Below are 24,087 nucleotides of genomic sequence, written 5' to 3'. Positions count from 1 at the left end.
TGGCCCGCCGCGCTATTGCCGACTTGATAACGAACAACGTTTCCAATATCAAATACATTATGATTTCTTCCATTATAAAAAACAACATGTTAGAAATAACATAACCGCACAAATATAACTCCCCCTCTACTATTATGTATAAAAAAACACGACCGCGTTCCCCCCCACGGTCGTGTTTTCTTTATCATTACGCTGTAATCCAAGCCTCGTCAGCTGGATTTTTACGCCATTTTTGTAGTTTCTTCGTTTCTGCTTCGCCAATCATCTCTTTTTCTACTTTACCTTCAATCTGGTTTCCTTTACTATGACCTTTTGCTTTTGGATATATAAGTTTATTTTAATTTTTTCGACATTCGATATATAAATCCCTATTATGTACAACGAAAACTAACCTGCACTCACTTTAACACTTGCATATGGGAGGATCCGCTTCTCTGCATGGCCGGATCCCCTCTCCCTCCTAAATAGAATGGTTTTCTATTGGTTTTTCAATTGATATTTATATAGACAGATGATCGCATCATCCATTTCTCACCTATTATGATCTAGCATTATGCTGTTTCCCTTTCTTCCCCATAGTTGTCTCCATAGTCCGAACGAAACAACTGCAAGCATAATTGTCGTAATCATACTTCCTTCGATTCCGAATGCTCCACCATGTAATAGGTTGGGACCACTCGTAACCGATTTAAATAATGGTGTAGAATATGCCGTTGTTCCACTCACCGCAAAACCATATACATTATATTGAGCCCAGTTCCATATAGAATGCCAAGCACAAATCCCCCAAAGACTACCCTCTTTTAATACATAAAATGCCGCAAATACACCAACTAATATGATATTTAATATTGAAAGAATTGTAATATCAGGGTTAAATAAATGAAGAAAACCAAATAGAATTGAAGTTACAACCACCCCAATCCATATGCGGCTTCTTACAGATATAACAGGAAACAACCACCCTCGTACTACAACCTCTTCTGCGGCTCCTTGTATTAAAAATGCAACTAAAGATCCGAATATACTAAATATACCTGTCGTTGTAATATGTTGTATTTGCAACTGTACAGCTCCTGTTATAACAAGAAATACAACTGGTATTGATATGAATATAAATCCTAGCAAAGCTCCGCGCAAATACTTTTTTATCCATTGTCCTTTCCAAAGACCAATGGATGAAAATGGTCTTTTCTCCACAAATCGAACCCATAAAAATACAATTAAAATTGTTCCTCCAAATGTTAATACCATTTCTAAATCAAGATATATCCCCTCCATAAAGGTCGTTCTTGCCTTCGGTAAAAACAACATAAAGAGCATAAACAATTCACCTAAAACTAAAAATAAAATTGTTAATATCACCGCTAAAATTGGATGTACTTTCTTTTTTCCTTCTCGTACTGCTTCTATTGTTTTAAATCGATCATTATTCATTTTTTCCCTCCCAAGTCCTTCGTTATTTCTGTTACAATCTACTTATATTTTTCCAAACGCTTACCCCTAATTAAAAAATGTAATAATAAAAACTAATAAAGGCGTTTCACTTTATTATCTTTTTGATACGACATCCTTCATCATCTTATTTTCGACACATAGTATTTTTTTCCTTTTTCTTGTAATATATAAATTCATGAACATGAGAAAGAAGACTCCGCCAATACCGAAGTCTTCTTTTAAATCCTTTCGTTCTTAAGATTCTTTCTTATTACACTGTCTATCAGATACTATTCATATATACTCCTTACATGAATGAATACATATAATTGCAAAAAAACACGACCGCGTTCCCCCACGGTCGTGTTTTCTATATTATTACGCTGTAACCCAAGCCTCGTCAGCTGGATTTTTACGCCATTCTTGCAGTTTCTTCGTTTCTGCTTCGCCAATGATACCTTTTTCTGCTGCTACTTCTGTAAGTGCACTGTAGTCACTTAAAGAGTATGATGCAACGTTTGCTGCTGCTAATTTTTCTTTTCCTGATTCTAGTTCGTATGTGAAGATTGATACGATTCCTAGTACTTCACAACCAGCTTCGCGAAGTGCCTCTACACAAGTGATTGCACTGCCGCCAGTTGAGATTAAATCTTCTACTACGACAACTTTTTGGCCTTTTTCTGCTTTACCTTCGATCTGGTTACCTTTACCATGACCTTTTGCCTTGCTGCGTACATAGCACATTGGTAAGTTCATACGGTCGCTTACCCAAGCAGCGTGCGCAATACCTGCTGTTGCTGTACCTGCAATAACTTCTACATCTCCGAAGTGTGTTTGAATTAATTCTTCTAATCCTGCTGCAATCGCTTGGCGTACTTCTGGGTATGATAACGTTAAACGGTTATCACAATAAATTGGTGATTTCATGCCAGAAGACCATGTAAATGGATCATTTGGTTGTAAAAATACTGCTCCGATATCTAATAAATGAGATGCAATTTGTTTTTTCATACTGTTACACCCTCCCACTGTTCTTTTACAATTTGATACGCCTCGCGCGGATTTTCTGCTTTTGTAATACTACGTCCTACTACGATATAACTAGAGCCGAGTTCACGCGCACGTTTTGGCGTTGCTACACGCACTTGGTCATTTACATCGTCGCTTGCAAGACGAATCCCCGGTGTTACTGTTACGAAAGCGTCTCCGCATACTTCACGTAATTTTGGTACTTCAAGCGTTGAACAAACAACGCCGTCCAAACCGCTTTCTTTTGTTAATTTCGCATAGTGAGCAACCGCTTCTTCTAAAGTTTTCTCAATGCCGATCTCTTTTTTCATTACTTCTTCCGATGTGCTTGTTAGTTGTGTAACTGCAATACAAATCGGTCTCTCTTTTCCTTCTTTCTTACCTTCCTCTAATCCCTCAAGCGCATATTTCATCATACTGCTTCCCCCAGCAGCATGAACGTTTACCATATCAACTTCTAAACTAGCTATATTGCGCATTGCACTTTTTACTGTGTTCGGAATATCATGAAGTTTCAAATCCAGAAAAATTTGATGTCCTTTTTCTTTTAAATACGTGATAATAGCAGGTCCCTCTTTATAAAACAGTTCCATACCAACTTTGACAAATAATTGTTCTCCTTCAAAGTGACTTAAAAACTGTTCTACCTCTGCCTTACCTGGAAAATCTAGTGCAACTATTAAAGATTGTGACATGCTTACTTCCAGCTCCTTCCACGGCATTCTGAAATGTGTTCAAATCCTAATTCATCTAAAAGTGCTGGTAATTCTTCAATAATTGTTGGACATACAAACGGATCAACGAAGTTGGCTGTTCCAACTGCTACTGCACTTGCACCAGCGTAGAAGAACTCAATTACATCTTCCGCCGATTCGATACCACCCATTCCGATGATTGGAATGTTAACAGCTTGACTCACTTCGTGCACCATGCGAATTGCCACTGGCTTAATCGCTGGTCCAGATAGTCCGCCTGTACGATTTGCTAAAATTGGTTTTGCTGTTTTTAAATCTAAACGCATGCCAAGCAATGTATTAATCATCGTTAACCCGTCTGCTCCCGCGTTTTCAATTGCTTTTGCAATCTCAACAATGTTTGCAACGTTTGGTGATAGCTTTACGTATACCGGAACTTCAGATACTTCTTTTACACGTTTCGTTAAATCTGCTGCAATTTCCGGTACTGTACCGAAAGCAATTCCACCTGTCTTCACATTTGGGCAAGAAATATTTAATTCTAATGCATGAACATTCGGTGCTTTTGAAATTTCTTTCGCAACTGCCACATAGTCTTCAGCTTGTGATCCTGCAACGTTCGCAATAATTGGCAGATCAAACTGTTCTAGCCATGGTAATTCTGAAGTCATCACCTTTTCTAACCCTGGGTTTTGAAGCCCGATTGCATTTAGCATTCCGCCCGGTGTTTCGGCAACACGAGGCGTTGGATTTCCATAACGAGGTTGTTCCGTTGTTGCTTTAATCATGATTGATCCAAGTACACTTAAATCATAAAATTGTGCATACTCACGACCAAACCCGAAGCAACCAGATGCTGGGATGATTGGATTCTTTAATGATAATCCTGGTAATTCAACTTGCAATCTGTTCATAGTACAACCTCCCCGATTGGAAATACTGGCCCGTCGCTACACACCTTCTTGTAAGAATGTCCACTTGGATCTTCTTGTAAGTGGCATACACATGCAAAACACGCTCCAATACCACAGCCCATACGTTCTTCAAGTGAAATGTATGCTTTTTTCTCTTTATAACGCCCTTCTAGTGCACGTAACATTGCAAGTGGGCCGCAGGAGTAAAGAATGTCAAAATCAATTCCATATGCATCAATTACATCTGTTACAAATCCTTTTGTCCCATGCGTGCCGTCTACTGTTGCAACGTACGTATCACCAAGTTCTGCAAATTTCTCTTCGTAGAAGACAACATCTTTTGTTTGGAAACCTAGGATATGAATGACACGTACTCCTTTTGCAACAAGGCGTTGTGATAGCTCATAAAGTGGTGGTACACCAATTCCGCCTCCTACTAATAGAGCAGTTTGCCTTGCCTCCGCTTCTTCTACCGGAAATCCATGGCCTAATGGTCCTAATACATCTACAAGTTCACCTTGCTTTTTCTTTGCTAATGTTTTTGTTCCTTGTCCTTCTGCACGGTATAGCATTGTAAATTCGTTTTTCTCTTGATCGACATTACAAATACTAATCGGGCGGCGCAGAAGGGGCGCGATGCCCTCTGCGACTTTAATGTGTACAAACTGCCCTGGTTCGTTCATTTGCTGTACAATATCACCTTGAAGCACTAATTCATAAATGTTTTTTGCGATTTCTGTTTGGTTAACGACAATCATATTTTGCTTTTGCATCATGCATGTACCACCTCTTGACGCTCAGACCCTGCAAATTCTTTCATTGCGTGAGCTGAAAATGTCATAGACTCTAGTACTCGTAAAATTGCTCTTGTTGTATCTAATGATGTTAAGCATGCTACACCATTTTCTACAGACTCACGGCGAATACGGAAGCCATCACGCGCTGGTTGTTTTCCTTTTGTTAATGTGTTAATAACAAATTGCGCTTTTCCTTGGCGAATAATATCAAGTAAGTTGTAGTCTTCAGAATCAATTTTGTTTACAACTTGGACTGGAACGCCTTGGTCTGTTAATGATTTCGCAGTTCCTGCTGTCGCTAATAAGTTATAGCCAATTTCATGGAATCGTTTAGCGATTTCTAGTGCTTCTTCTTTATCTTTATCTGCTACTGTGATGATTACAGATCCGTGCGTTGGAATATTGATTCCAGCAGCAACAAGTCCTTTATATAATGCTTTTTCAAGCGTTAAATCTTTACCCATTACTTCCCCTGTTGATTTCATTTCAGGTCCTAATGTTGTATCAACAGAACGTAATTTTGCAAAAGAGAATACTGGAGCTTTTACATATACTTCTTTCTCTTCTGGGCGATATCCCGTTTCATAACCTTGTTCTACAAGATTTTGACCTAAAATAACTTTTGTTGCGATATTCGCCATCGGTACACCTGTAATCTTACTTAAGAATGGTACTGTACGGCTCGCACGTGGGTTTACTTCAATTACATACACTTCATCTTTGAATACTACAAACTGGATATTCAGTAATCCAACAATGTTTAATCCTCTTCCAAGTGCAATTGTATTTTCGATAATTTGTTCTTTCAGTTTTGCAGATAAGCTTTGCGGTGGGTATACTCCAATTGAGTCACCAGAGTGAACTCCAGCGCGTTCAATATGTTCCATAATACCTGGAATGAATACATTTTCACCGTCTGAAATTGCATCTACTTCAATTTCTTTCCCAACCATGTAGCGGTCAATTAATACTGGATGATCTGCATGAACTTTTACTGCGTTTTTCATATAGTGCAGTAGTTCTTCTTGACGATATACAATTTCCATTGCACGTCCGCCAAGTACGTAAGATGGTCTTACTAATACTGGGTAACCAATTTCTTCAGCGATTGCTACCGCTTGTTCTACAGTCGTTGCTGTTTTACCAACTGGTTGCGGGATACCTAGCTCTGTTAAAGCTGCTTCAAATTTATCACGGTCTTCTGCACGGTCTAAATCTTCTAGTGATGTACCTAAAATTTTCACGCCGCGCTCTTGTAATTTTGCCGCTAAGTTAATCGCTGTTTGTCCACCAAACTGAACGATTACACCTTCTGGTTGTTCTAAATCGATGATGTGCATTACATCTTCAATTGTAAGTGGTTCAAAATATAATTTATCTGAAATACTAAAGTCTGTTGAAACTGTTTCTGGGTTGTTATTTATAATAATCGCTTCGTAACCAGCTTCTTTAATTGCCCATACAGAATGAACTGTTGCATAGTCAAACTCGACACCTTGACCGATGCGAATTGGACCAGAGCCAAGAACGACTACACTTTTACGCTCTGTAACGATTGATTCGTTTTCATCACCATATGTGCTGTAGTAGTAAGGCGTTGCCGATTCAAATTCTGCCGCACATGTATCTACCATTTTGAATACTGGTGTCATGCCGTTTTCTTTACGCATATCGTAAACTTCACGCTCTGTTTTACCCCAAGCAGCTGCGATGTAATGATCACTGAATCCCATTGCTTTTGCTTCTTGTAATACTTCCATATTGCCTACATTGTTTTTAACGTTAAGCTCCATAGTTACGATGTTTTCAACTTTTTGTAAGAAGAAGAAGTCCATTTCACACCATGCATTAATTTCTTCTTTCGTTACACCTTGACGAATTGCTTCTGCTACAACGAATAGACGCTCATCATCTGCTTTTATAATACGTTTTTTCATTGTTTCTTTATCAAGCTCTTTTAAGTAATCAAGCTCTAAATGATAAATACCAAGCTCTAAAGAACGAACTGCTTTTAATAATGATTCTTCTAAATTACGACCGATTGACATGACTTCCCCAGTCGCTTTCATTTGTGTGCCAAGCGTTCTGTTTGCTGACTCAAACTTATCAAATGGCCAACGTGGAATTTTAGAAACAACATAGTCTAAAGCTGGTTCAAAGCATGCATATGTTTTTTGTGTAACCGGGTTTACAATTTCATCAAGTGTTAAGCCGACTGCAATTTTTGCTGCCAATTTTGCAATTGGATATCCTGTTGCTTTTGATGCTAATGCAGATGAACGACTTACACGTGGATTTACTTCGATTACATAGTATTGGAAACTATGCGGATCAAGTGCAAGCTGAACGTTACATCCACCTTCAATTCCTAATGCACGAATAATTCTTAATGAAGTATTACGTAACATTTGATATTCACGGTCACTTAATGTTTGGCTAGGCGCAATAACGATTGAATCTCCTGTATGAACACCAACTGGGTCAATGTTTTCCATATTACATACTACAATCGCATTATCGCTTGCATCGCGCATTACTTCGTATTCGATTTCTTTAAACCCTGCGATACTTTTTTCTAATAAGCACTGCGTTACTGGGCTATGTTTTAAACCGCTTGTTACAATTTCAATTAACTCTTCTTCATTATGGCAAATACCACCGCCAGTTCCGCCTAGCGTAAATGCAGGGCGAACGATAACTGGATAATCAATTACTTTTACAAATTCATATGCTTCATCAAGCGTATGAATAATTTCACTTGGTGGTACTGGTTCGTTTAAGTCTTGCATTAATGTACGGAATAAATCACGATCTTCCGCTTGCTCAATTGCTGATAATTTTGTTCCTAAAATTTCAACTCCGCACTCGTCAAGTACGCCTGATTTTGCAAGTTCAACCGCCATATTTAAGCCTGTTTGGCCACCTAATGTTGGTAAGATTGCATCTGGACGTTCTTTACGAATAATACGGCTTACAAATTCTAATGTTAATGGCTCAATGTATACTTTATCTGCTGTTGCAGTATCTGTCATAATTGTTGCTGGGTTAGAGTTTACAAGGATTACTTTGTAACCTTCTTCTTTAAGAGATTGACAAGCTTGCGTTCCAGAGTAGTCAAACTCCGCTGCTTGCCCGATTACAATAGGTCCTGATCCGATTACTAAAATTGTGTTAATGTCTAGGCGTTTTGGCATAACTCTTCCCCTTCTTTCTTGAAGTTTTCAATCATTGTTAAGAAATCTTCGAATAAATCATTTGCATCTTCTGGTCCTGCTGAAGCTTCTGGATGGTATTGTACTGTAAATGCTGGGAACTTCGTATGACGAAGACCTTCTACTGTTCCATCATTTAAAGCTACATGTGTAATTTCAAGATCTGTACTTTTAACTGATTCTTCTTCTACTGCGTAACCATGGTTTTGAGAAGTAATGGCTACTTTTCCAGTTGCAAGATGCTTTACTGGATGATTTAAACCACGGTGACCGAATTTTAACTTGCTTGTATTTGCACCAGATGCTAGAGCGAACAATTGATGCCCAAGGCAAATTCCAAATAATGGTACTTTTCCGATAATGTCTTTTAGCATTTCAATTGCTTCTGGTACATCTTTTGGATCCCCAGGTCCATTACTTAACATAATTCCATCTGGGCTAAGGCGTAAAATTTCTTCGGCAGTTGTATTGTATGGTACAACGATTACGTCACAATCACGTTTATTTAGTTCTCGTAAAATACCATGCTTCATACCGAAGTCTACAAGTACAACGCGATGGCCACGGCCTGGACTTGGATATGGATCTTTTGTTGATACGCGTTTCACATGATCTGTAAAGACTGTCTCTTTTAATTGGCTAACGATGTACTCTACATCCGCATCCATGTTGCAAAGACGTCCGCGTAATGTTCCATATTGACGAATTTTTCGTGTTAATTTTCTTGTATCAATTCCTGCTAATCCTGGAATGTTTCTTTCTTTTAAATAATCATCTAACGAAATTTCATTACGGAAGTTAGATGGGTGATCACAAATTTCGTTTACTATTAAACCATCTACAGATGGATGAATTGATTCGAAATCATCACGGTTAATGCCGTAGTTTCCGATTAATGGGTACGTAAATGTTACAATTTGACCGCAGTATGATGGATCAGATAGTGTTTCTTGATATCCAGTCATTCCAGTTGTAAATACAACTTCACCTGACTTCTCGATTTCTCCTCCGAAACCTTTTCCAATTAATACTGTTCCATCTTCTAAGATAAGCTGTCTTTTCATACTAATGCACTCTCCTTTTGCCATGCGATCTTACCGTCAACTAATGTCATAATCGGCCATCCTTGACATTTCCAGCCCGTAAATGGCGTATTTTTTCCTTTTGATAAGAATGTTGCTGGGTCAATCTCTTCTTCTTGTTCTAAATCGATAATTGTAATATCAGCTGCTCTTCCTTCTTGCAGGCGACCAGCTTCTAAACCAAATGTATCTGCCGGTTTTACTGTTAAGAATTGAACCAATTGTTCTAATGTGATGATTCCTTTTTTCACAAAGTTTGTATAAAGTAATGGGAATGCTGTTTCAAAACCAGTAATTCCAAACGGTGCTCTTTCAATACCTTGTGCTTTTTCTTCTGCTGTATGTGGTGCATGATCTGTTGCGATCATATCGATTGTTCCATCTAATAACCCTTCAATTAATGCTTCTTGGTCTTCCTTTCCTCGAAGCGGTGGGTTCATTTTAAAGTTTGGATCAGCCGATGGGATATCATCTTCACATAATACTAAGTGATGTGGTGTTACTTCTGCTGTTACTTTAATTCCAGCACGTTTTGCATCACGAATCACGCGTACAGATCCTTTTGTACTTACGTGACATACGTGATAGTGGCAATCCGCTGCTTCCGCCAGTAATATGTCCCGGGCAATATGTACAGATTCACATACTGATGGGATACCGTTTAATCCGTGTTTCTCAGAAAACTTCCCTTCATGTACACAACCTTTATTAATTAGCGTATTTTCTTCACAGTGTGCAACAACTGCCATATTTAATTTTGCTGCACGCTTCATTGCAGCTAGCATCATACTTGCATCTTGTACGCCTACCCCATCATCAGTAAACGCGAATGCACCGAGTTCTTTTAACGTTTCAAAGTCTGTCATTTCAGAACCTGCTTGGCGTACTGTAATAGCGCCATATGGCAGTACATTTACATGTGCTTTTTCTTGAATTCGTTTTTGCAAATCTTCCATATGTTCTTTGCAGTCTGGTACAGGACGTGTATTTGGCATTGCACAAATTGTTGTAAATCCACCTTTTGCTGCCGCAAGTGTGCCTGTTTCAATTGTTTCTTTATGCTCACCACCCGGTTCACGAAGATGTACATGTACATCAATTAGCCCAGGTGCAATTAATTTTCCATTTACATCAATTACTTCTACATTTTCAGCAGTGATATTTTCTGCTACTTTCGCAATTTTACCGTCTTGTACGAGAAGGTCTGTTGTGACGATAGTTCCCTCTTCATTTACATAGCGACCATTTTTAAACAAATAATTCATGTTTCATTCCTCCTAATACATTTGGTAATGCGCGTTTTAATACAGCCATTCTTACATAAACACCGTTTTCCATTTGTTTAAAAATGCGTGAGCGCTCACACTCGACAAGTTCACTTGCAATTTCCACATCACGGTTTACAGGTGCTGGGTGCATAATAATGCTTCCTGGCTTCATGCGTTTCTCACGTTCAATCGTTAAACCGTGCTGTTCATGATACTCTTTCATAATATCTGTTTCATAGTGATCATGACGCTCATGCTGCACGCGTAGTAACATCATTACATCAACTTCTGGAACTAATTCGTCTAATGCTTTGTACGTTCCAAATGTGTTCGTTTCATCTTTCCATTCTTCTGGACTTGCAAAATAAACAGTTGCTCCTAACTTCGTTAACGCCTCTGCATTTGAGCGCGCTACCCGGCTATGACTGATATCTCCAACAATTGCCACTTTCAGTCCTTCAAATGTTCCAAATTCTTGTTTTATCGTTAGTAGATCAAGCAAGCATTGTGTTGGATGATTTCCACATCCATCCCCTGCATTTAAGATTGGAATATTCACTTGCTCTCTAAGCTCATCGAAATAGCGATCTTGCTCGTGGCGGATGACAACAGCTTTTGTTCCTATCGATTCTAGTGTTTTTACCGTATCGTACAATGTTTCTCCTTTTTGTACGCTAGAAGATTCTGCTGTAAAGTCGAGAACATCTAGTCCTAAACGCTTCTCTGCTACTTCAAAGCTAAAACGCGTTCTTGTACTATTCTCAAAGAATAAATTTGCAACAAACGTTTGCTCTGTCGCTTTTATACCTTTTCCGCTTGCGAAATCTTCTGCATCTTTTAGGATTTCTGAAATCTCCTGCTCCGATAACTCACTCATCGTTAACAAATGGTTCATTGTCATCCCTCATCTTTCTAATTTTTATAATAGTACATATGAATTTTTATTATATTAACCGCATAAAAACACCCTAGCCATGTGAGACTAGGGTGTAACAAACTACACACCCTTTTCCGTCTCACAGGACTGAATTAAAAGGCTGTCTTTATGAAGCAATTCGCTTTGATTGTTTTTTCGTTTTCATTTTAGGTAAAACTAGATTTAACAGTACTCCCACCATTGCTGCAAGAGCCATACCTTCTACCTGGAAAGACTGGCCGATATGAAGCACTGCACCGCCGATTCCAATGACTAGTATGACAGATGCAATCATTAGATTGCGCTTATCTCCTAAATCTATTTTCTCATCTACTAACATGCGTAAACCACTTGATGCAATCACACCGAAGAGTAAGATTGATACACCACCCATTACCGGCGTTGGAATCGAATGGATAAGTGCTGAGATTTTCCCAATAAACCCGAAGATAATCGCAAATACTGCTGATCCGACGAACAAGTACACGCTATATGCTCTAGTAATCGCAAGTACTCCAATATTTTCACCATACGTTGTATTTGGCGGTCCTCCAATTGTGGACGCGATAAATGTTGCAATGCCGTCTCCCATAATAGAGCGATGCAAACCAGGGGTTTCAATCAAGTCTCTATTTACAACATTTCCAAGTACAATTTGATGTCCGATATGTTCTGAAATCGTTACAATCGCAACTGGTACCATGACTAGGACGATTTTCCACGAAAACTCTGGTGTATATGTGACAAATGGTACGATGAAGTCTGGCACGTCGAACCACTTTGCTTCTACCACTGGTTTCAAGTCGACTAAGCCTTGGAAGTAGGCAAAGATATAACCACCTATGATTCCAATTAATACTGGTATGATGCTAAAGAAGCCTCTTCCAAAAATCGAGCAGATGATTGTAATTGCTAATGTTACGAGCGCAACTGAAAAGTGTGTAAAGCTATATTTTCCATCTGCATTATTCATTGCCATATTTACCGCTGTGTGCGCAAGCCCAAGTCCAATTACCATAACAACTGGACCAACTACAATTGGTGGTAAGAGATTCATAATCCAGTTCGATCCAGACTTTTTAATGCCAAGTGCAATCAACATGTAAACAAGTCCTGCCATCATTCCGCCAAGCATAGCTGCTCCTGGACCGCCTGCTGCTTTTGCTGTAATAATTGGTGCAATGAATGCAAACGATGATCCGAGGTAAGCAGGTACTTGCCCTTTCGTCACAAGCAAGAATGCTAACGTTCCGAGTCCACTTGAAATTAAAGCAACTGCTGGATTTAATCCTGTTAAAAATGGAACAAGCACCGTTGCCCCGAACATAGCGAATAAATGCTGTATACTTAACAATAACCATTTTCCTGGCTTTGGTACTTCATGAATATCTAACACTGGCTTTTGTTCCATTGTTATCTCCTCCTCCAATGTTGAAAACTTGCAATAAAAAAACTCTTTGTGACTATGCACAAAGAGTCCTATACTTACGTATGTCAAATTAGACATATGAAAGTCAAGACCCTTTGGCAGCCTCACGGGACTACATTTAAAAGGGCTTTATTTTTTTTCGTATATGCTTACTCGATCTTGTTTATCTGTTTCTTGAAGGTCTACTTCAATACGCTCTTCGCTTGATGTTGGAATGTTTTTCCCAACATAATCAGCGCGAATTGGCAGTTCACGGTGACCTCTATCTACAAGAACAGCTAACTGAATTTGTGATGGTCTACCGATATCCATCAATGCATCCATAGCAGCTCGCACTGTTCTTCCTGTATATAATACGTCATCAACAAGAATGACTTTTTTATTTGTAATGTCAACTGGAATGTCTGAACCTTTTACAAGCGGTTCTTTGTTTTTAGATTGCAAAGTCAAGTCATCACGATATAACGTAATGTCTAATTCACCGACGGCCATTTCTTTTCCTTCAATTTGACCAATTCGTTCTGCTAAACGTTGAGCGATGAAAATGCCGCGTGTTTTAATGCCAACTAGAACACAATTTTCAACACCCTTATTACGTTCTACAATTTCATGACTAATGCGTGTTAAAGCGCGGCGAATCATTTGATCATCTAGTACCACTGCTTTTTCTTTCATGTTCTTCACCTCCAGGCTTTTTTTCTTGCGTGAGAGGAATGGTATAAAAAAAACCCTCTCGCCGTCGTGTGCGAGAGGGGTTTCTGAAAAAGGATATAAAGATACCCTATGCATTTCAAACCGTTACCTTCTCAACCTCACGGGGTTGTGTTAAAGGACTTATTCAACTGATGTTATTATGTCAGTTTTTATAACGATTGTCAATATTATTTTCGTAAATCATTTAGAAGCTCTACAAAAACTTGTGGAACTGGTGCTTCAAATTCTAAATATTCACCTGTACGCGGGTGAATAAAACCTAAAATACCTGCATGCAAAGCTTGACCATTTATATCAAATGTTTTCTTCGGACCATATTTCGGATCACCTGCAAGTGGATAACCAATATATTTCATATGTACACGAATTTGATGCGTGCGGCCTGTTTCTAATTGACACTCCACATGAGTGAAGTTATTAAAACGTTCTAATACTCGGAAATGAGTCACAGCATGTTTTCCATTTTCATCAACGGTCATACTTTGACGATCTTGTTTATGACGACCAATTGGCGCATCAATCGTTCCTTTATCATGTGGAATAACACCATGAACAATTGCTTGATAACGTCTTGTTACCGTCTTTGCTACAAGCTGGTTAACAAGCGCCTCATGTGCCATATCATTTTTTGCCACCATCAATAACCCAGATGTATCTTTATCAATGCGATGCACAATCCCTGGGCGCATTACACCATTTATACCTGATAAATCTGTGCAATGATACATAAGACCATTTACAAGTGTACCACTTGTGTGTCCCGGGGCTGGATGTACAACCATGCCACGCGGCTTATTTACAACCAATACATCAGCATCCTCATAATGAATTTCCAAATTCATATCTTCGGCCTGGATATCAAGTTCTTCTGGTTCTGGAATGGTAACTATAATTTCATCATTTGTTTTTACTTTATAATTCCCTTTAACGTCTTTTCCATTTACCGTTACAACACCATCTTTAATCCATTGCTGTACTTGTGAACGAGACCATTCATTATTCACTCCAGCAACAAATTTATCAATCCGTTCATTCTTTTGCTCTTCTGAAACTGTTACTTGTACTACTTCGCTCATTATTTACTCCTTTATGTTCTTTCCTTCTAGTAATGTTTGAATAATAATTAACGCCACTCCTACACATAATGCCGAGTCCGCAACGTTAAACACTGGGAAGTTATACGAAAAAATATACGTATGAATAAAATCAACAACCTCTTTTCGTACGACACGATCAATAAAATTACCAATTGCCCCGCCTAAAATAAGCCCCAGCGAAATACCGAGAAGCTTGTCTGTCTTTGCATATTTCTTCATATAAAACAGAATAAAGATTACAAAGATAACCGTAATAACGTAAAAGAACCACATTTTATTTTCTAGAATACCCCATGCAGCTCCGCGGTTGCGGTGAGACGTTATATACAGCACATTATCAATAATCGGAATGCTCTCACCTAACTCCATTTCCTTCACGATAATCCATTTTGATACTTGATCAATGGCAATCACAAATAATGCTATTAAATAATATATCATTTTCGTTTCCCCCACAATGACAGTATACCTCAAAATTTTAGCATAGCTGCTATGTTTTCACAATGAAGCATCGCATTGGAGCATAAAATAAAATGAACTAGGTAATATAATATTGTTGTCTTTAAAGTGTTTTTACTTTTTCATAAAAGCACTCATAAATTGTACGTGCTGTCGGCATCCCCTTTAATTGTCTAAGTGTCATTTGTTGTCCGGTTTCCTCACAAATTCCATACATCCCTATTTCCATTTTCCAAAGCGCTCGCTCTACATCTTTTAAATCTTCCCTCATATCATGCAATAATAATTTATTTTTCATATCTGTTTTCGCTATAAATAGCAATTCCTGACCAAATTCCACATCATACGCATACAACTCTTCTTTAGCTAATCTCTCCTGTAATTCTCGCTTCATTAATTGTAGTTCTGCTTGAATTTCCATGTATGTGTCAGTCACAAGTGCGTCCCTCCCGGCTGGAATGTATCGTTAGTTTATCCGAAACACACTCGATTACCGCACACACATTTTTCCTTCCAAGGAAGAAAAAAATCGACTGCCTTGTATGCAGTCGATTTTCCTCATTGCATTATTTTACATAATGTTCAGTTACAACTTCTCCGCAACGCTTACATAATGTTGGATGGTCCGCATTACTTCCTACTGTTTCAGAGACAACCCAGCAACGTTCACATGTTTCACCAGTTGCTTGCGCTACAACAACAGCTGTATGTTCATATTTCGGTGCATCAGCTGGTGCTTCTTCCATCGTTCCACCAAGATGGTACTCAGAAACGATAAATAATTGTTTCACATCTTCTGTAATGGATTGTAACAATTCTTTCATTTCTGCTGTTGGATAAAGTGTGATACTTGCATTTAATGATTTACCAATTACTTTTGCATTACGTGCATCTTCTAACGCTTTTAGTACGTCATCGCGAAGTGTCATAAATGCATCCCATTTTCCTTTTAACTCTTCAGCATCCTCTACTTCTACAACTTCCGGCATATCAGTTAATTGGACGCTCTCTTCTACTACTTCAGGGATATACGGCCATACTTCATCTGCTGTATGCGGTAAAATTGGCGTTACAAGTTTTGTTAATGAAACAAGTACATCATATAGTACCGTTTGAATTGCACGACGATCATGATTATTTTCTGCTTCGATATATAAAATATCTTTTGCAAAATCTAAATAGAATGAACTTAAATCAATTGTACAGAAGTTATGAATCGCATGATATACAGCAGCAAATTCATATGTTTCATAAGCATCTTTTACTTTTGCAATTAAGTCATTTAATTTCACTAGCATGTAACGATCTACTTCACGTAGTTCAGCTTTTGCTACTGCATCTTGACTTGGATTAAAGTCAGCTAAGTTTCCTAATAAGAAACGGAATGTATTACGGATTTTACGATATACTTCTGCTACTTGTTTTAAAATATCATCTGAAATACGTACATCAGATTGATAATCAACAGAAGATACCCATAGGCGTAAAATATCTCCACCTAATTGATCCATGATTTTCTTCGGTACAACAATATTCCCGATAGATTTACTCATTTTACGACCTTCACCGTCTAGTACGAAGCCATGACTTAAAACGCCTTTATATGGTGCTTTACCTGTTACCGCAACTGCTGTTGATAACGAAGAGTTAAACCAGCCACGATATTGGTCAGATCCTTCTAAGTACAAATCAGCTGGACGTTGTAAGTCTTCGCGCTCTTCTAGGACAGCTTGATGAGAAGAACCTGAATCAAACCATACGTCCATAATATCTGTTTCTTTACGGAACTCACCATTTGGACTAGATGGATGTGTAAATCCTTCTGGTAATAAATCATTCGCTTCACGTTCAAACCATACATTCGAACCATGTTCACGGAATAACGCTGCTACATGATTAATTGTCTCATCTGTAATAATTGGTTCACCATTTTCTGCATAGAATACAGGAATCGGAACACCCCATGCACGTTGACGAGAAATACACCAGTCACCGCGATCACGAACCATGTTATGAAGACGTGTTTCTCCCCAAGCTGGCACCCATTTTGTTTCCTCTACAGCTTGTAATAATTCACTGCGGAACGCTTCAATAGACGCAAACCATTGTGCAGTTGCTCGGAAAATAATTGGTTGTTTCGTTCTCCAGTCATGTGGATAAGAATGCGTAATAAATGTTAACTTTAATAACGCACCAACCTCTTCTAATTTTTCTGTAATTGGTTTATTTGCCTTATCATAGAATAGTCCTTCAAACCCTGGAGCTTCACTTGTTAATACACCTTTATCATCAACTGGACAAAGAACTTCTAAACCGTATTTCTTTCCAACAAGGAAGTCATCTTCCCCGTGCCCAGGTGCTGTATGTACACAACCTGTACCAGCATCTGTCGTGACATGTTCACCAAGCATCACAAGAGAATCACGGTCGTAGAATGGATGTTTCGCCGTTGTATATTCAAGCTCGCTACCTTTTACTGTTTTCACAACTTCAGCATTTTCCCACTCTAATGTTTTCGTAACTGTTTCAAATAGTTCAGAAGCGATAATATATTTTTCATTATTTACTTTCACAACACTATATTCAAGTTCTGGATGAACAGAAATACCTAAGTTAGCTGGTAACGTCCAAGGTGTTGTTGTCCAAATGATGAACTTCTCATCACCCTCTAAAACATTCTTTCCATCTTTTACAGGGAATGCTACATAAATAGATGCAGATTTTTTATCTTTATATTCAATTTCTGCTTCTGCTAATGCAGATTCACTTGTTGGAGACCAGTAAACAGGTTTTTGTCCTTTATAGATATAACCTTTTTTCGCCATTTCGCCGAATACCTTAATTTGCTGTGCTTCATATGCTGGCTCTAATGTAATGTATGGATTATCCCAATCACCGCGTACACCTAAACGTTTAAATTGCTCGCGCTGACGATTTACTTGCTCGTATGCGTATTCTTCACAAAGTTTACGGAATTCAGCAACTGTCATTTCTTTACGCTTAACACCTTTATTTGTTAAGGCTTGCTCAATTGGTAGTCCGTGTGTATCCCAACCTGGTACATATGGTGCACAGTATCCCGTCATTGATTTAAAACGAACAATAAAGTCTTTTAATACTTTATTTAACGCATGTCCCATATGAATGTCACCATTCGCATATGGCGGTCCATCATGCAGTACAAACAGCGGACGTTCTTTTGTACGTTCTTGTACTTTTTCATAAATGTTCACTTCAGCCCATTTTTCTTGCATAACAGGCTCACGTTTCGGTAAATTCCCACGCATTGGAAATTCTGTTTTTGGCATTAATAATGTATCTTTATACTCCATACTTAATTCCTCCTTGAATATATAAAAGATTGACACTTTTTCTAAATAAATGGAATAAAAAAGAGACCTTCTCATCCCCAAAAAGGGACGAGAAGGTCTCCCGCGGTACCACCCTAGTAGACTACTACATATAGTAATCCTCTTTATATTCTTAACGCGAATACACGCCTCTGCTTACTTTGTTGTTCAGCGAGGAACTCCAGGGTGATATTCCCATTCTCTCCTTATCCTGAGCTTCCACCGCCCTCAGTTCGCTATATAAGGTATGAAAAAAGTACTTATCCCTATCTTCGTTTTTCTAAAAAATTATGTTGTATAGAATTATATGTAATAATGAGAAAAACGTCAAGTTTACACAGTTTCTTCTTTTTTAAGAAGCTCATCTACTTCTTCTTCTAACTCGATTAACTTGTCCCAATCGTCATTGTTTAACATTTCAAGCTGCGCTTCTATTAGCATACGGAAACGCGTACGGAACACTTTTGCTTGCTTTTTCAGCTCTTCAATATCAAATGCCACTTTTCTTGATTTTACTAACGCTTCGTTAACAATACGGTCTGCATTTTTTTCTGCTTCACGAACAATTAACTTTGCTTCTTTTTGTGCATTACGCTTTACTTCTTCTGCTGCTTCTTGTGCTACAACGATAGATTTGTTTAATGTATCTTCAATATTGGAGAAATGATCTAATTTCCCTTCTAGTTGTGCAACTTTTTCTTCTAATGATTTTTTCTCACGAATTACTAATTCATAATCTTTAATGATTTGATCAAGGAATTCATTTACTTGATCCTCATCATAGCCACGAAAACCACGACTAAATTCTTTATTATGAATATCTAACGGTGTTAACGGCACAAACGCCACCTCCAAGTAGGTTATCTAAATTTTCTTTTTTAATTATATCTTTTCTTCGACAAAATGGGAGATTTTCCTTCTAAAAAAAGAAATCATTTTAAAGTCCCATACAAAATTCTCCATTTATCGCGCTTTGTTTTTCCCTCAGCAGCGAGTAATTTACCTCTACCATGACCTCTTACAGAAAATACATCTCCCGGAAAACATTCATAAGCAGATCGATCAACGACTTTCCAGTTTACTTTCACAAGACCATTTTTAATGAATGGCTGTACCTTTTGTCGAGATAGATGAAACATTTCTGATAGCAGTACATCTAATCGAAGTGACGGGACGGTACCTGACTTTTCATCCCACTGATCTTCTATATGTAATGCACGATCAATTGACACAGGTGATAATGATACTTTTGTTTTTCCAATTGATTGTAAATTCATTTCTATATACGACACAACTTCTTTTGCAACTACAATTTGGGCACGATTGTTCTGAAGCCAAATATCTCCGCATTTCTCCCGCTTTAAGCCAAGAGACATAAATGCTCCTAATATTTGACGATGCTCTAGCGTATAAAATTTAGAAGGATAGTCAATTTCTAATATTTCTATTTGAAACTCTTCTGCATTCGGCAGAAAGTAATCGGGATAAATTAACGCCCGTTTTCTTTCTGCACTCGGGGTAGCCCCGTATAACTGAAATGCAGCATCACCTTGATGTCCAACAATCATAGAAACAATTTGTTGTTCTCGCGGATCAAGAAAATCAGTAAGTTTTACTTGATGGTATTCTTCTGCTGCTTGCTTCCATTCTAATACTTTATCAACGAAAACTGTTTCTTCAGGTCTAAAATGTTCATAGATGCTCATCTATATTTCCCTATATCAAAAAGAATTCAAATACACGTACCAATCCTGATTTTGCAAAACGTAGTACAAGAATCGCCACAATTGGAGAAATATCAATTACACCTAATGGTGGAATAAACCTCCGAAACGGTTCTAAATACGGCTCACAAATACGGGCTAGGAAATCACCAAATGTTGACTCTCTAGCTCCCGGAACCCAGGATAAAAGGATATAAACAATAAGCGCAAATGAATAAATTTCGAATAGATAGTACAAAATTTGAAAAATTACCATCATAGTGCACTACCACCTTTTTATATTTGTTTCTTCATCTTCACCAAACAATTCAGAAATTGCCCCAACAATATCTACATTATCTGGCGTACATATAAATGTTTTTGGGCCTAACTTTTGAATATCCCCGCCTACTGCATATACAGTTCCACTTAAAAAGTCAACGATACGCACCGCTTGATCTGTAGACATACGTTGCAAATTAATTACAACTGCACGACGGCCTTTCAAATGATCGGCAATCCCCTGTGCTTCTGAGTAAGTACGAGGTTCTAATAAAACAACTTTTGAAGATTGTTTTGCTGTTTCAATGCTTACTACGTTTTGTTTCGTTTGTATCTTTGCAAGAGGAATATCCTGCTCTGGGTCCTGCTGTTTTTTCATTTCATTTTGCTCCTTTTCGTAAGCATAGTGCGCTTCCCGCTCTTCTGGTGTGTCAAAAAAGAAATACTTTACTTTTGACCAACTCATAATCAAATTCTCCTTCCTTTTATTCTTTTCCCACTAAAATCGTTCCCAAACGAATAAAAGTAGCGCCCTCTTCAATTGCAATTGTATAATCATTCGACATTCCCATTGATAACTCCGTACACGGAGCATACGATAGGTTTAAATCTTGTACTTGCTTTTGCAGTTTACGCAACATCTGAAAACAACTACGAATTTGCATTTCATCGTCTATGTAAGGTGCCATTGTCATCAGTCCAACAACTTCAATTTTATCAAATTGTTGTAAGTTGTAAATAAACTCAATGGTCTCCTCTATATCTAACCCTTGTTTAGACTCTTCTGCTGAGGTTTTTACCTGCACAAAGCAGCGAATAGGTTTCGCTCTTCGTTTTTGAATTTCTTTTGCAAGGGAAAGACGATCAAGTGAATGTAAATAATCAATCTCATTTACAACCTCTTTTACTTTTCTAGATTGCAATGAACCGATAAAATGCCACGTCGCTTTGTCTCCAAAATACTCATACTTCTGTAAAAAACCTTCATTACGATTTTCTCCAAGATGTACAAGCCCGGCTTGTAACACTTCATTCGTTTTTTCAATCCCTACTGTTTTTGTAACAGCAACAAGTGTAATTTCGTCTAAAGATCGATTCACTCGTTGGCATGCTCTTTCAACTTCTTGTTGAATGTATGCTAAATTCTCTTGTACTGTCACTGTTTTCCATCCTCCTTAAAACCAATAAAACTAAGCATTCTTCCTGTCTTTCCATGGTCGCGGCGATGTGAGAAAAATAATTGCGTTTCACAGCTTGTACAAAGAGAAGACATAACAATGTTCTCTTCTTTAATCCCAGCTTGTAAACATAGCAAACGATTTATTTCTTTTAAATCTAGTGCATATTGTCCAGTAGAAATCATGTCATACGGTACGGAGCCATGAAGCACCTGCTTAGCAGCAGATAATACACGCTCATCTACAACATAACAACACGCTCCAATAGATGGACCGATAGCAACGTGTATATCATCAAGCGGTATGCCTTCATTTTTCCACTTACCGATCATTTCACTCGCAATTCCTTTTACGGTTCCTTTCCAGCCAGCATGTGCAAGTCCAATCATTCTATAAGATGGTGCATAAAAATAGAGTGGTACACAATCCGCATAACAAGATGTTAATAACACATCTGTATCATTTGTATATATGCCATCGGTATTTGGGATACCGTCTTCATAGGAAAAGACACCTTTTCCTTTCTCTTGTTTGCCCACTTTTGCAACATGGTGATCATGAACTTGTTCAGAACAAATCCAATTTTCTAATGGAACTTGTAATTTTTCTGCTAAAAGACGGCGATTTTCATGAACATTTTCCACTTTGTCATGAACGTGCAGTCCTAGATTCATTGAATGAAACGCCCCAGTACTCACTCCACCTTCTTTTGTGGTAAATCCAGCTATGATAGGACCCAGTTCTTCCCATATTTGTAAATACAACATATCGTCCTTATATGTAAATGGTTCTCTCATAAAAAGGCTCCTTATAATAAAATAACATAAAAAGTATGGTACTTCCTGTCTATTTTACCATACTTTTATTTTTCCATAATGACAACTAAAAAAAAAGAGAAAATTGTAATATTCTTTAAAAAGTTGTCGGTGTTTGTATTGTTTCTGTAACAGTAGGAACATGATCCGCTCGAACTAATATTACATCTTCCCCTATTTTCACAATTTGTTTCCAAGGGATTACTAATTCCTCTTCTTTTCCAAATAACCCTAACATTTTCCCTTGCTTTGTAATGATAACTGCCTGAATCTTCCCTGTTCTCATATCAATATCGATATCTCCAATGTTTCCAAGCCTTTTTCCGTCGGATACATTGACAACATCTTTCATTTGAAATTCTGAAATACGTATCATTACAATCCACTCCTTGTCACATATTTAACTGACAATCGCAAATTCACCTCAATTAAAAAATGAAGTAAAACTTCCATAAATAAGTTTTTTCCTTCCTACCTAACTTCTTTGGCTCTCTCCGCCTCTTGAGATGAGGCCTGTTAGTATAATCATTAGTAGAGAATCCGTCCCTTCACGTACAAAATCTTTTCTTTATAGCCATTATATGAATATGAAACCTTTCCTATGAACAGAATCTCCCCTCTTAATTCTTACATGAAAGTGGCTGACTAAAAAATTCACTTTTCGGTATGATTCAGCTCAGCGAATTGACTACTTGTATGTCGAATATCGTCGAACGGTCTTTATATTGTGCCGAAACGCCGATATATTCTAAAGAGTGGTCGATAACGAAAAAAGAACTGACTTCAAAAGGCACTTATGCGCCTTTTGAAGTCAGTTTCTTAGCCTTGAATTGTTTTATTCATTTGTTTAATTGCTGATTTTTCAAGACGCGACACTTGTGCTTGAGAAATTCCAATTTCCTCAGCCACTTCCATTTGTGTTTTTCCTTGAAAGAAACGCTTGCGAATAATCATCTTTTCTCGTTCATTTAATCTCTTCATTCCTTCTTTTAACGCTAGCTCTTCGACCCATTGCTCGTCCCTTTGTTTATCATCACTTAATTGATCCATAACAAAAATCGGATCTCCACCATCATTGTATATTGGCTCAAATAATGAAACTGGGTCTTGAATCGCATCAAGTGCAAACACAATTTCTTCGTGCGTCACATCAAGTACTTTTGCTATATCCATTGCTGTTGGCTCCTTCGAATTTTCAGCAATGAGTTTTTCGCGTACTTGTAATGCTTTATACGCAATATCTCGCAAAGAACGTGATACTCGTATTGGATTATTATCACGTAAATATCTTCGAATCTCTCCGATAATCATTGGTACAGCATATGTTGAAAATTTAACATTTTGACCTAAATCAAAATTATCAATGGATTTCATAAGTCCAATACAGCCCACTTGAAATAAATCATCAACAAACTCCCCTCTGTTGTTAAATCTTTGGATGACGCTCAGTACAAGACGTAAGTTTCCGTTTACTAGTTTCTCCCTTGCGCTTATATCGCCGCTTTGCATTTCTCGAAATAGCTGTCGCATTTCTTCATTTTTTAGTACTGAAAGTTTTGATGTATCAACACCGCAAATTTCTACTTTGTTTCTCGTCAAAGTGTTCCCTCCTAACGGGAGTTGCTGTACAGTGTAAAGTATCTCCTTTGGAGGGAATTTTATGCATTAATTCATTTGTCTCACTTTATCAAATGAAACCTACATTCTTTA

Annotated in this window: 23 protein-coding genes, 1 pseudogene and 1 other annotated feature; all 24 genes and pseudogenes read right to left on the bottom strand. The window is 37.9% G+C overall.

Annotated elements, in window-relative coordinates; translation table 11 throughout:
- Positions 1-187: 187 nt before the first annotated feature.
- Positions 188-286, bottom strand: a pseudogene (locus BM211_RS25745) (orotate phosphoribosyltransferase); the annotation flags it as partial.
- A 245-nt stretch (positions 287-531) separates the two neighbouring features.
- Entirely contained in the window at positions 532-1,437 is a 906-nt protein-coding gene (locus BM211_RS01300; protein ID WP_035429083.1) for a CPBP family intramembrane glutamic endopeptidase, read from the bottom strand.
- A 378-nt stretch (positions 1,438-1,815) separates the two neighbouring features.
- The gene (gene pyrE, locus BM211_RS01295) at positions 1,816-2,448 is read right to left on the bottom strand and encodes an orotate phosphoribosyltransferase (RefSeq protein WP_035429085.1); all 633 of its coding nucleotides are present in this window, start codon (positions 2,446-2,448) and stop codon (positions 1,816-1,818) included.
- Positions 2,445-3,161 (bottom strand): orotidine-5'-phosphate decarboxylase, encoded by a 717-nt coding sequence (gene pyrF / locus BM211_RS01290; protein WP_090994654.1) that lies wholly within the window; start codon positions 3,159-3,161, stop codon positions 2,445-2,447. The genes pyrE and pyrF overlap by 4 nt, the downstream gene beginning before the upstream one ends.
- A gap of 2 nt (positions 3,162-3,163) precedes the next feature.
- Positions 3,164-4,075: a dihydroorotate oxidase B catalytic subunit gene (gene pyrD / locus BM211_RS01285; RefSeq protein WP_035429089.1), complete on the bottom strand. Its 912-nt coding sequence runs from the start codon at positions 4,073-4,075 to the stop codon at positions 3,164-3,166.
- Complete coding sequence (gene pyrK / locus BM211_RS01280; RefSeq protein ID WP_035429092.1) at positions 4,072-4,851, bottom strand: dihydroorotate oxidase B electron transfer subunit; 780 nt, start codon at positions 4,849-4,851, stop codon at positions 4,072-4,074. Before pyrK ends, pyrD begins: the two co-directional genes overlap by 4 nt.
- Positions 4,848-8,066 carry a carbamoyl-phosphate synthase large subunit gene (carB, locus tag BM211_RS01275; protein WP_035429093.1) on the bottom strand — a complete coding sequence of 1,073 codons (3,219 nt, stop codon included), beginning with the start codon at positions 8,064-8,066 and terminating at the stop codon, positions 4,848-4,850. Before carB ends, pyrK begins: the two co-directional genes overlap by 4 nt.
- A complete protein-coding gene (locus tag BM211_RS01270) occupies positions 8,051-9,148 on the bottom strand; it encodes a carbamoyl phosphate synthase small subunit (RefSeq protein ID WP_035429095.1) in 1,098 nt (365 codons plus the stop codon). The genes carB and BM211_RS01270 overlap by 16 nt, the downstream gene beginning before the upstream one ends.
- A complete protein-coding gene (pyrC, locus tag BM211_RS01265; protein WP_035429097.1) occupies positions 9,145-10,431 on the bottom strand; it encodes a dihydroorotase in 1,287 nt (428 codons plus the stop codon). The genes BM211_RS01270 and pyrC overlap by 4 nt, the downstream gene beginning before the upstream one ends.
- On the bottom strand, positions 10,415-11,329 hold the full coding sequence (locus BM211_RS01260) for an aspartate carbamoyltransferase catalytic subunit (protein WP_035429099.1): 915 nt from the start codon (positions 11,327-11,329) through the stop codon (positions 10,415-10,417). The genes pyrC and BM211_RS01260 overlap by 17 nt, the downstream gene beginning before the upstream one ends.
- Before the next feature lie 148 nt (positions 11,330-11,477).
- Positions 11,478-12,761 carry a solute carrier family 23 protein gene (locus BM211_RS01255; RefSeq protein WP_090994651.1) on the bottom strand — a complete coding sequence of 428 codons (1,284 nt, stop codon included), beginning with the start codon at positions 12,759-12,761 and terminating at the stop codon, positions 11,478-11,480.
- Positions 12,762-12,908: 147 nt separating this feature from the next.
- Positions 12,909-13,454 (bottom strand): bifunctional pyrimidine operon transcriptional regulator/uracil phosphoribosyltransferase, encoded by a 546-nt coding sequence (pyrR, locus tag BM211_RS01250; protein ID WP_090994649.1) that lies wholly within the window; start codon positions 13,452-13,454, stop codon positions 12,909-12,911.
- Positions 13,455-13,660: 206 nt separating this feature from the next.
- A complete protein-coding gene (locus BM211_RS01245) occupies positions 13,661-14,569 on the bottom strand; it encodes an RluA family pseudouridine synthase (RefSeq protein WP_035429104.1) in 909 nt (302 codons plus the stop codon).
- A gap of 3 nt (positions 14,570-14,572) precedes the next feature.
- Positions 14,573-15,031 carry a signal peptidase II gene (gene lspA / locus BM211_RS01240; RefSeq protein ID WP_035429106.1) on the bottom strand — a complete coding sequence of 153 codons (459 nt, stop codon included), beginning with the start codon at positions 15,029-15,031 and terminating at the stop codon, positions 14,573-14,575.
- 121 nt (positions 15,032-15,152) lie between these two features.
- Positions 15,153-15,485 (bottom strand): TraR/DksA C4-type zinc finger protein, encoded by a 333-nt coding sequence (locus tag BM211_RS01235; RefSeq protein ID WP_035429109.1) that lies wholly within the window; start codon positions 15,483-15,485, stop codon positions 15,153-15,155.
- 130 nt (positions 15,486-15,615) lie between these two features.
- Complete coding sequence (ileS, locus tag BM211_RS01230) at positions 15,616-18,381, bottom strand: isoleucine--tRNA ligase (protein WP_090994647.1); 2,766 nt, start codon at positions 18,379-18,381, stop codon at positions 15,616-15,618.
- 80 nt (positions 18,382-18,461) lie between these two features.
- Positions 18,462-18,681: a binding site (T-box leader), on the bottom strand.
- A gap of 51 nt (positions 18,682-18,732) precedes the next feature.
- Positions 18,733-19,239 (bottom strand): septum site-determining protein DivIVA, encoded by a 507-nt coding sequence (gene divIVA, locus BM211_RS01225; RefSeq protein WP_035429114.1) that lies wholly within the window; start codon positions 19,237-19,239, stop codon positions 18,733-18,735.
- Positions 19,240-19,331: 92 nt separating this feature from the next.
- On the bottom strand, positions 19,332-20,105 hold the full coding sequence (locus tag BM211_RS01220; RefSeq protein ID WP_035429117.1) for a YlmH family RNA-binding protein: 774 nt from the start codon (positions 20,103-20,105) through the stop codon (positions 19,332-19,334).
- 10 nt (positions 20,106-20,115) lie between these two features.
- On the bottom strand, positions 20,116-20,382 hold the full coding sequence (locus BM211_RS01215; RefSeq protein ID WP_035429119.1) for a YggT family protein: 267 nt from the start codon (positions 20,380-20,382) through the stop codon (positions 20,116-20,118).
- A 6-nt stretch (positions 20,383-20,388) separates the two neighbouring features.
- Positions 20,389-20,850: a cell division protein SepF gene (locus tag BM211_RS01210; protein WP_035429121.1), complete on the bottom strand. Its 462-nt coding sequence runs from the start codon at positions 20,848-20,850 to the stop codon at positions 20,389-20,391.
- A gap of 19 nt (positions 20,851-20,869) precedes the next feature.
- On the bottom strand, positions 20,870-21,544 hold the full coding sequence (locus tag BM211_RS01205) for a YggS family pyridoxal phosphate-dependent enzyme (RefSeq protein ID WP_090994645.1): 675 nt from the start codon (positions 21,542-21,544) through the stop codon (positions 20,870-20,872).
- Positions 21,541-22,359 carry a peptidoglycan editing factor PgeF gene (gene pgeF / locus BM211_RS01200; RefSeq protein WP_035429125.1) on the bottom strand — a complete coding sequence of 273 codons (819 nt, stop codon included), beginning with the start codon at positions 22,357-22,359 and terminating at the stop codon, positions 21,541-21,543. The genes BM211_RS01205 and pgeF overlap by 4 nt, the downstream gene beginning before the upstream one ends.
- A gap of 115 nt (positions 22,360-22,474) precedes the next feature.
- Positions 22,475-22,753: a YlmC/YmxH family sporulation protein gene (locus BM211_RS01195; RefSeq protein ID WP_035429127.1), complete on the bottom strand. Its 279-nt coding sequence runs from the start codon at positions 22,751-22,753 to the stop codon at positions 22,475-22,477.
- 443 nt (positions 22,754-23,196) lie between these two features.
- Positions 23,197-23,976 carry an RNA polymerase sporulation sigma factor SigG gene (gene sigG, locus BM211_RS01190; protein ID WP_035429129.1) on the bottom strand — a complete coding sequence of 260 codons (780 nt, stop codon included), beginning with the start codon at positions 23,974-23,976 and terminating at the stop codon, positions 23,197-23,199.
- Between the last annotated feature and the right edge of the window lie 111 nt (positions 23,977-24,087).

Origin of the sequence: Bacillus sp. 491mf, assembly GCF_900112415.1 — a bacterium.
Classification (GTDB): Bacteria; Bacillota; Bacilli; order Bacillales; family Bacillaceae_G; genus Bacillus_A.
Note: the sequence above shows the minus strand (reverse complement) of the source record. Positions and strands in the feature narration are given on the sequence as shown.

Coding starts and splice junctions, on each gene's coding strand:
- BM211_RS01300 (WP_035429083.1), bottom strand. CDS start 1,437: ATGAATAATGATCGATTTAAAACAATAGAAGCAGTACGAGAAGGAAAA.
- pyrE (WP_035429085.1), bottom strand. CDS start 2,448: ATGAAAAAACAAATTGCATCTCATTTATTAGATATCGGAGCAGTATTT.
- pyrF (WP_090994654.1), bottom strand. CDS start 3,161: ATGTCACAATCTTTAATAGTTGCACTAGATTTTCCAGGTAAGGCAGAG.
- pyrD (WP_035429089.1), bottom strand. CDS start 4,075: ATGAACAGATTGCAAGTTGAATTACCAGGATTATCATTAAAGAATCCA.
- pyrK (WP_035429092.1), bottom strand. CDS start 4,851: ATGATGCAAAAGCAAAATATGATTGTCGTTAACCAAACAGAAATCGCA.
- carB (WP_035429093.1), bottom strand. CDS start 8,066: ATGCCAAAACGCCTAGACATTAACACAATTTTAGTAATCGGATCAGGA.
- BM211_RS01270 (WP_035429095.1), bottom strand. CDS start 9,148: ATGAAAAGACAGCTTATCTTAGAAGATGGAACAGTATTAATTGGAAAA.
- pyrC (WP_035429097.1), bottom strand. CDS start 10,431: ATGAATTATTTGTTTAAAAATGGTCGCTATGTAAATGAAGAGGGAACT.
- BM211_RS01260 (WP_035429099.1), bottom strand. CDS start 11,329: ATGAACCATTTGTTAACGATGAGTGAGTTATCGGAGCAGGAGATTTCA.
- BM211_RS01255 (WP_090994651.1), bottom strand. CDS start 12,761: ATGGAACAAAAGCCAGTGTTAGATATTCATGAAGTACCAAAGCCAGGA.
- pyrR (WP_090994649.1), bottom strand. CDS start 13,454: ATGAAAGAAAAAGCAGTGGTACTAGATGATCAAATGATTCGCCGCGCT.
- BM211_RS01245 (WP_035429104.1), bottom strand. CDS start 14,569: ATGAGCGAAGTAGTACAAGTAACAGTTTCAGAAGAGCAAAAGAATGAA.
- lspA (WP_035429106.1), bottom strand. CDS start 15,031: ATGATATATTATTTAATAGCATTATTTGTGATTGCCATTGATCAAGTA.
- ileS (WP_090994647.1), bottom strand. CDS start 18,381: ATGGAGTATAAAGATACATTATTAATGCCAAAAACAGAATTTCCAATG.
- BM211_RS01220 (WP_035429117.1), bottom strand. CDS start 20,105: ATGAGCATCTATGAACATTTTAGACCTGAAGAAACAGTTTTCGTTGAT.
- BM211_RS01215 (WP_035429119.1), bottom strand. CDS start 20,382: ATGATGGTAATTTTTCAAATTTTGTACTATCTATTCGAAATTTATTCA.
- BM211_RS01210 (WP_035429121.1), bottom strand. CDS start 20,850: ATGAGTTGGTCAAAAGTAAAGTATTTCTTTTTTGACACACCAGAAGAG.
- pgeF (WP_035429125.1), bottom strand. CDS start 22,359: ATGAGAGAACCATTTACATATAAGGACGATATGTTGTATTTACAAATA.
- BM211_RS01195 (WP_035429127.1), bottom strand. CDS start 22,753: ATGATACGTATTTCAGAATTTCAAATGAAAGATGTTGTCAATGTATCC.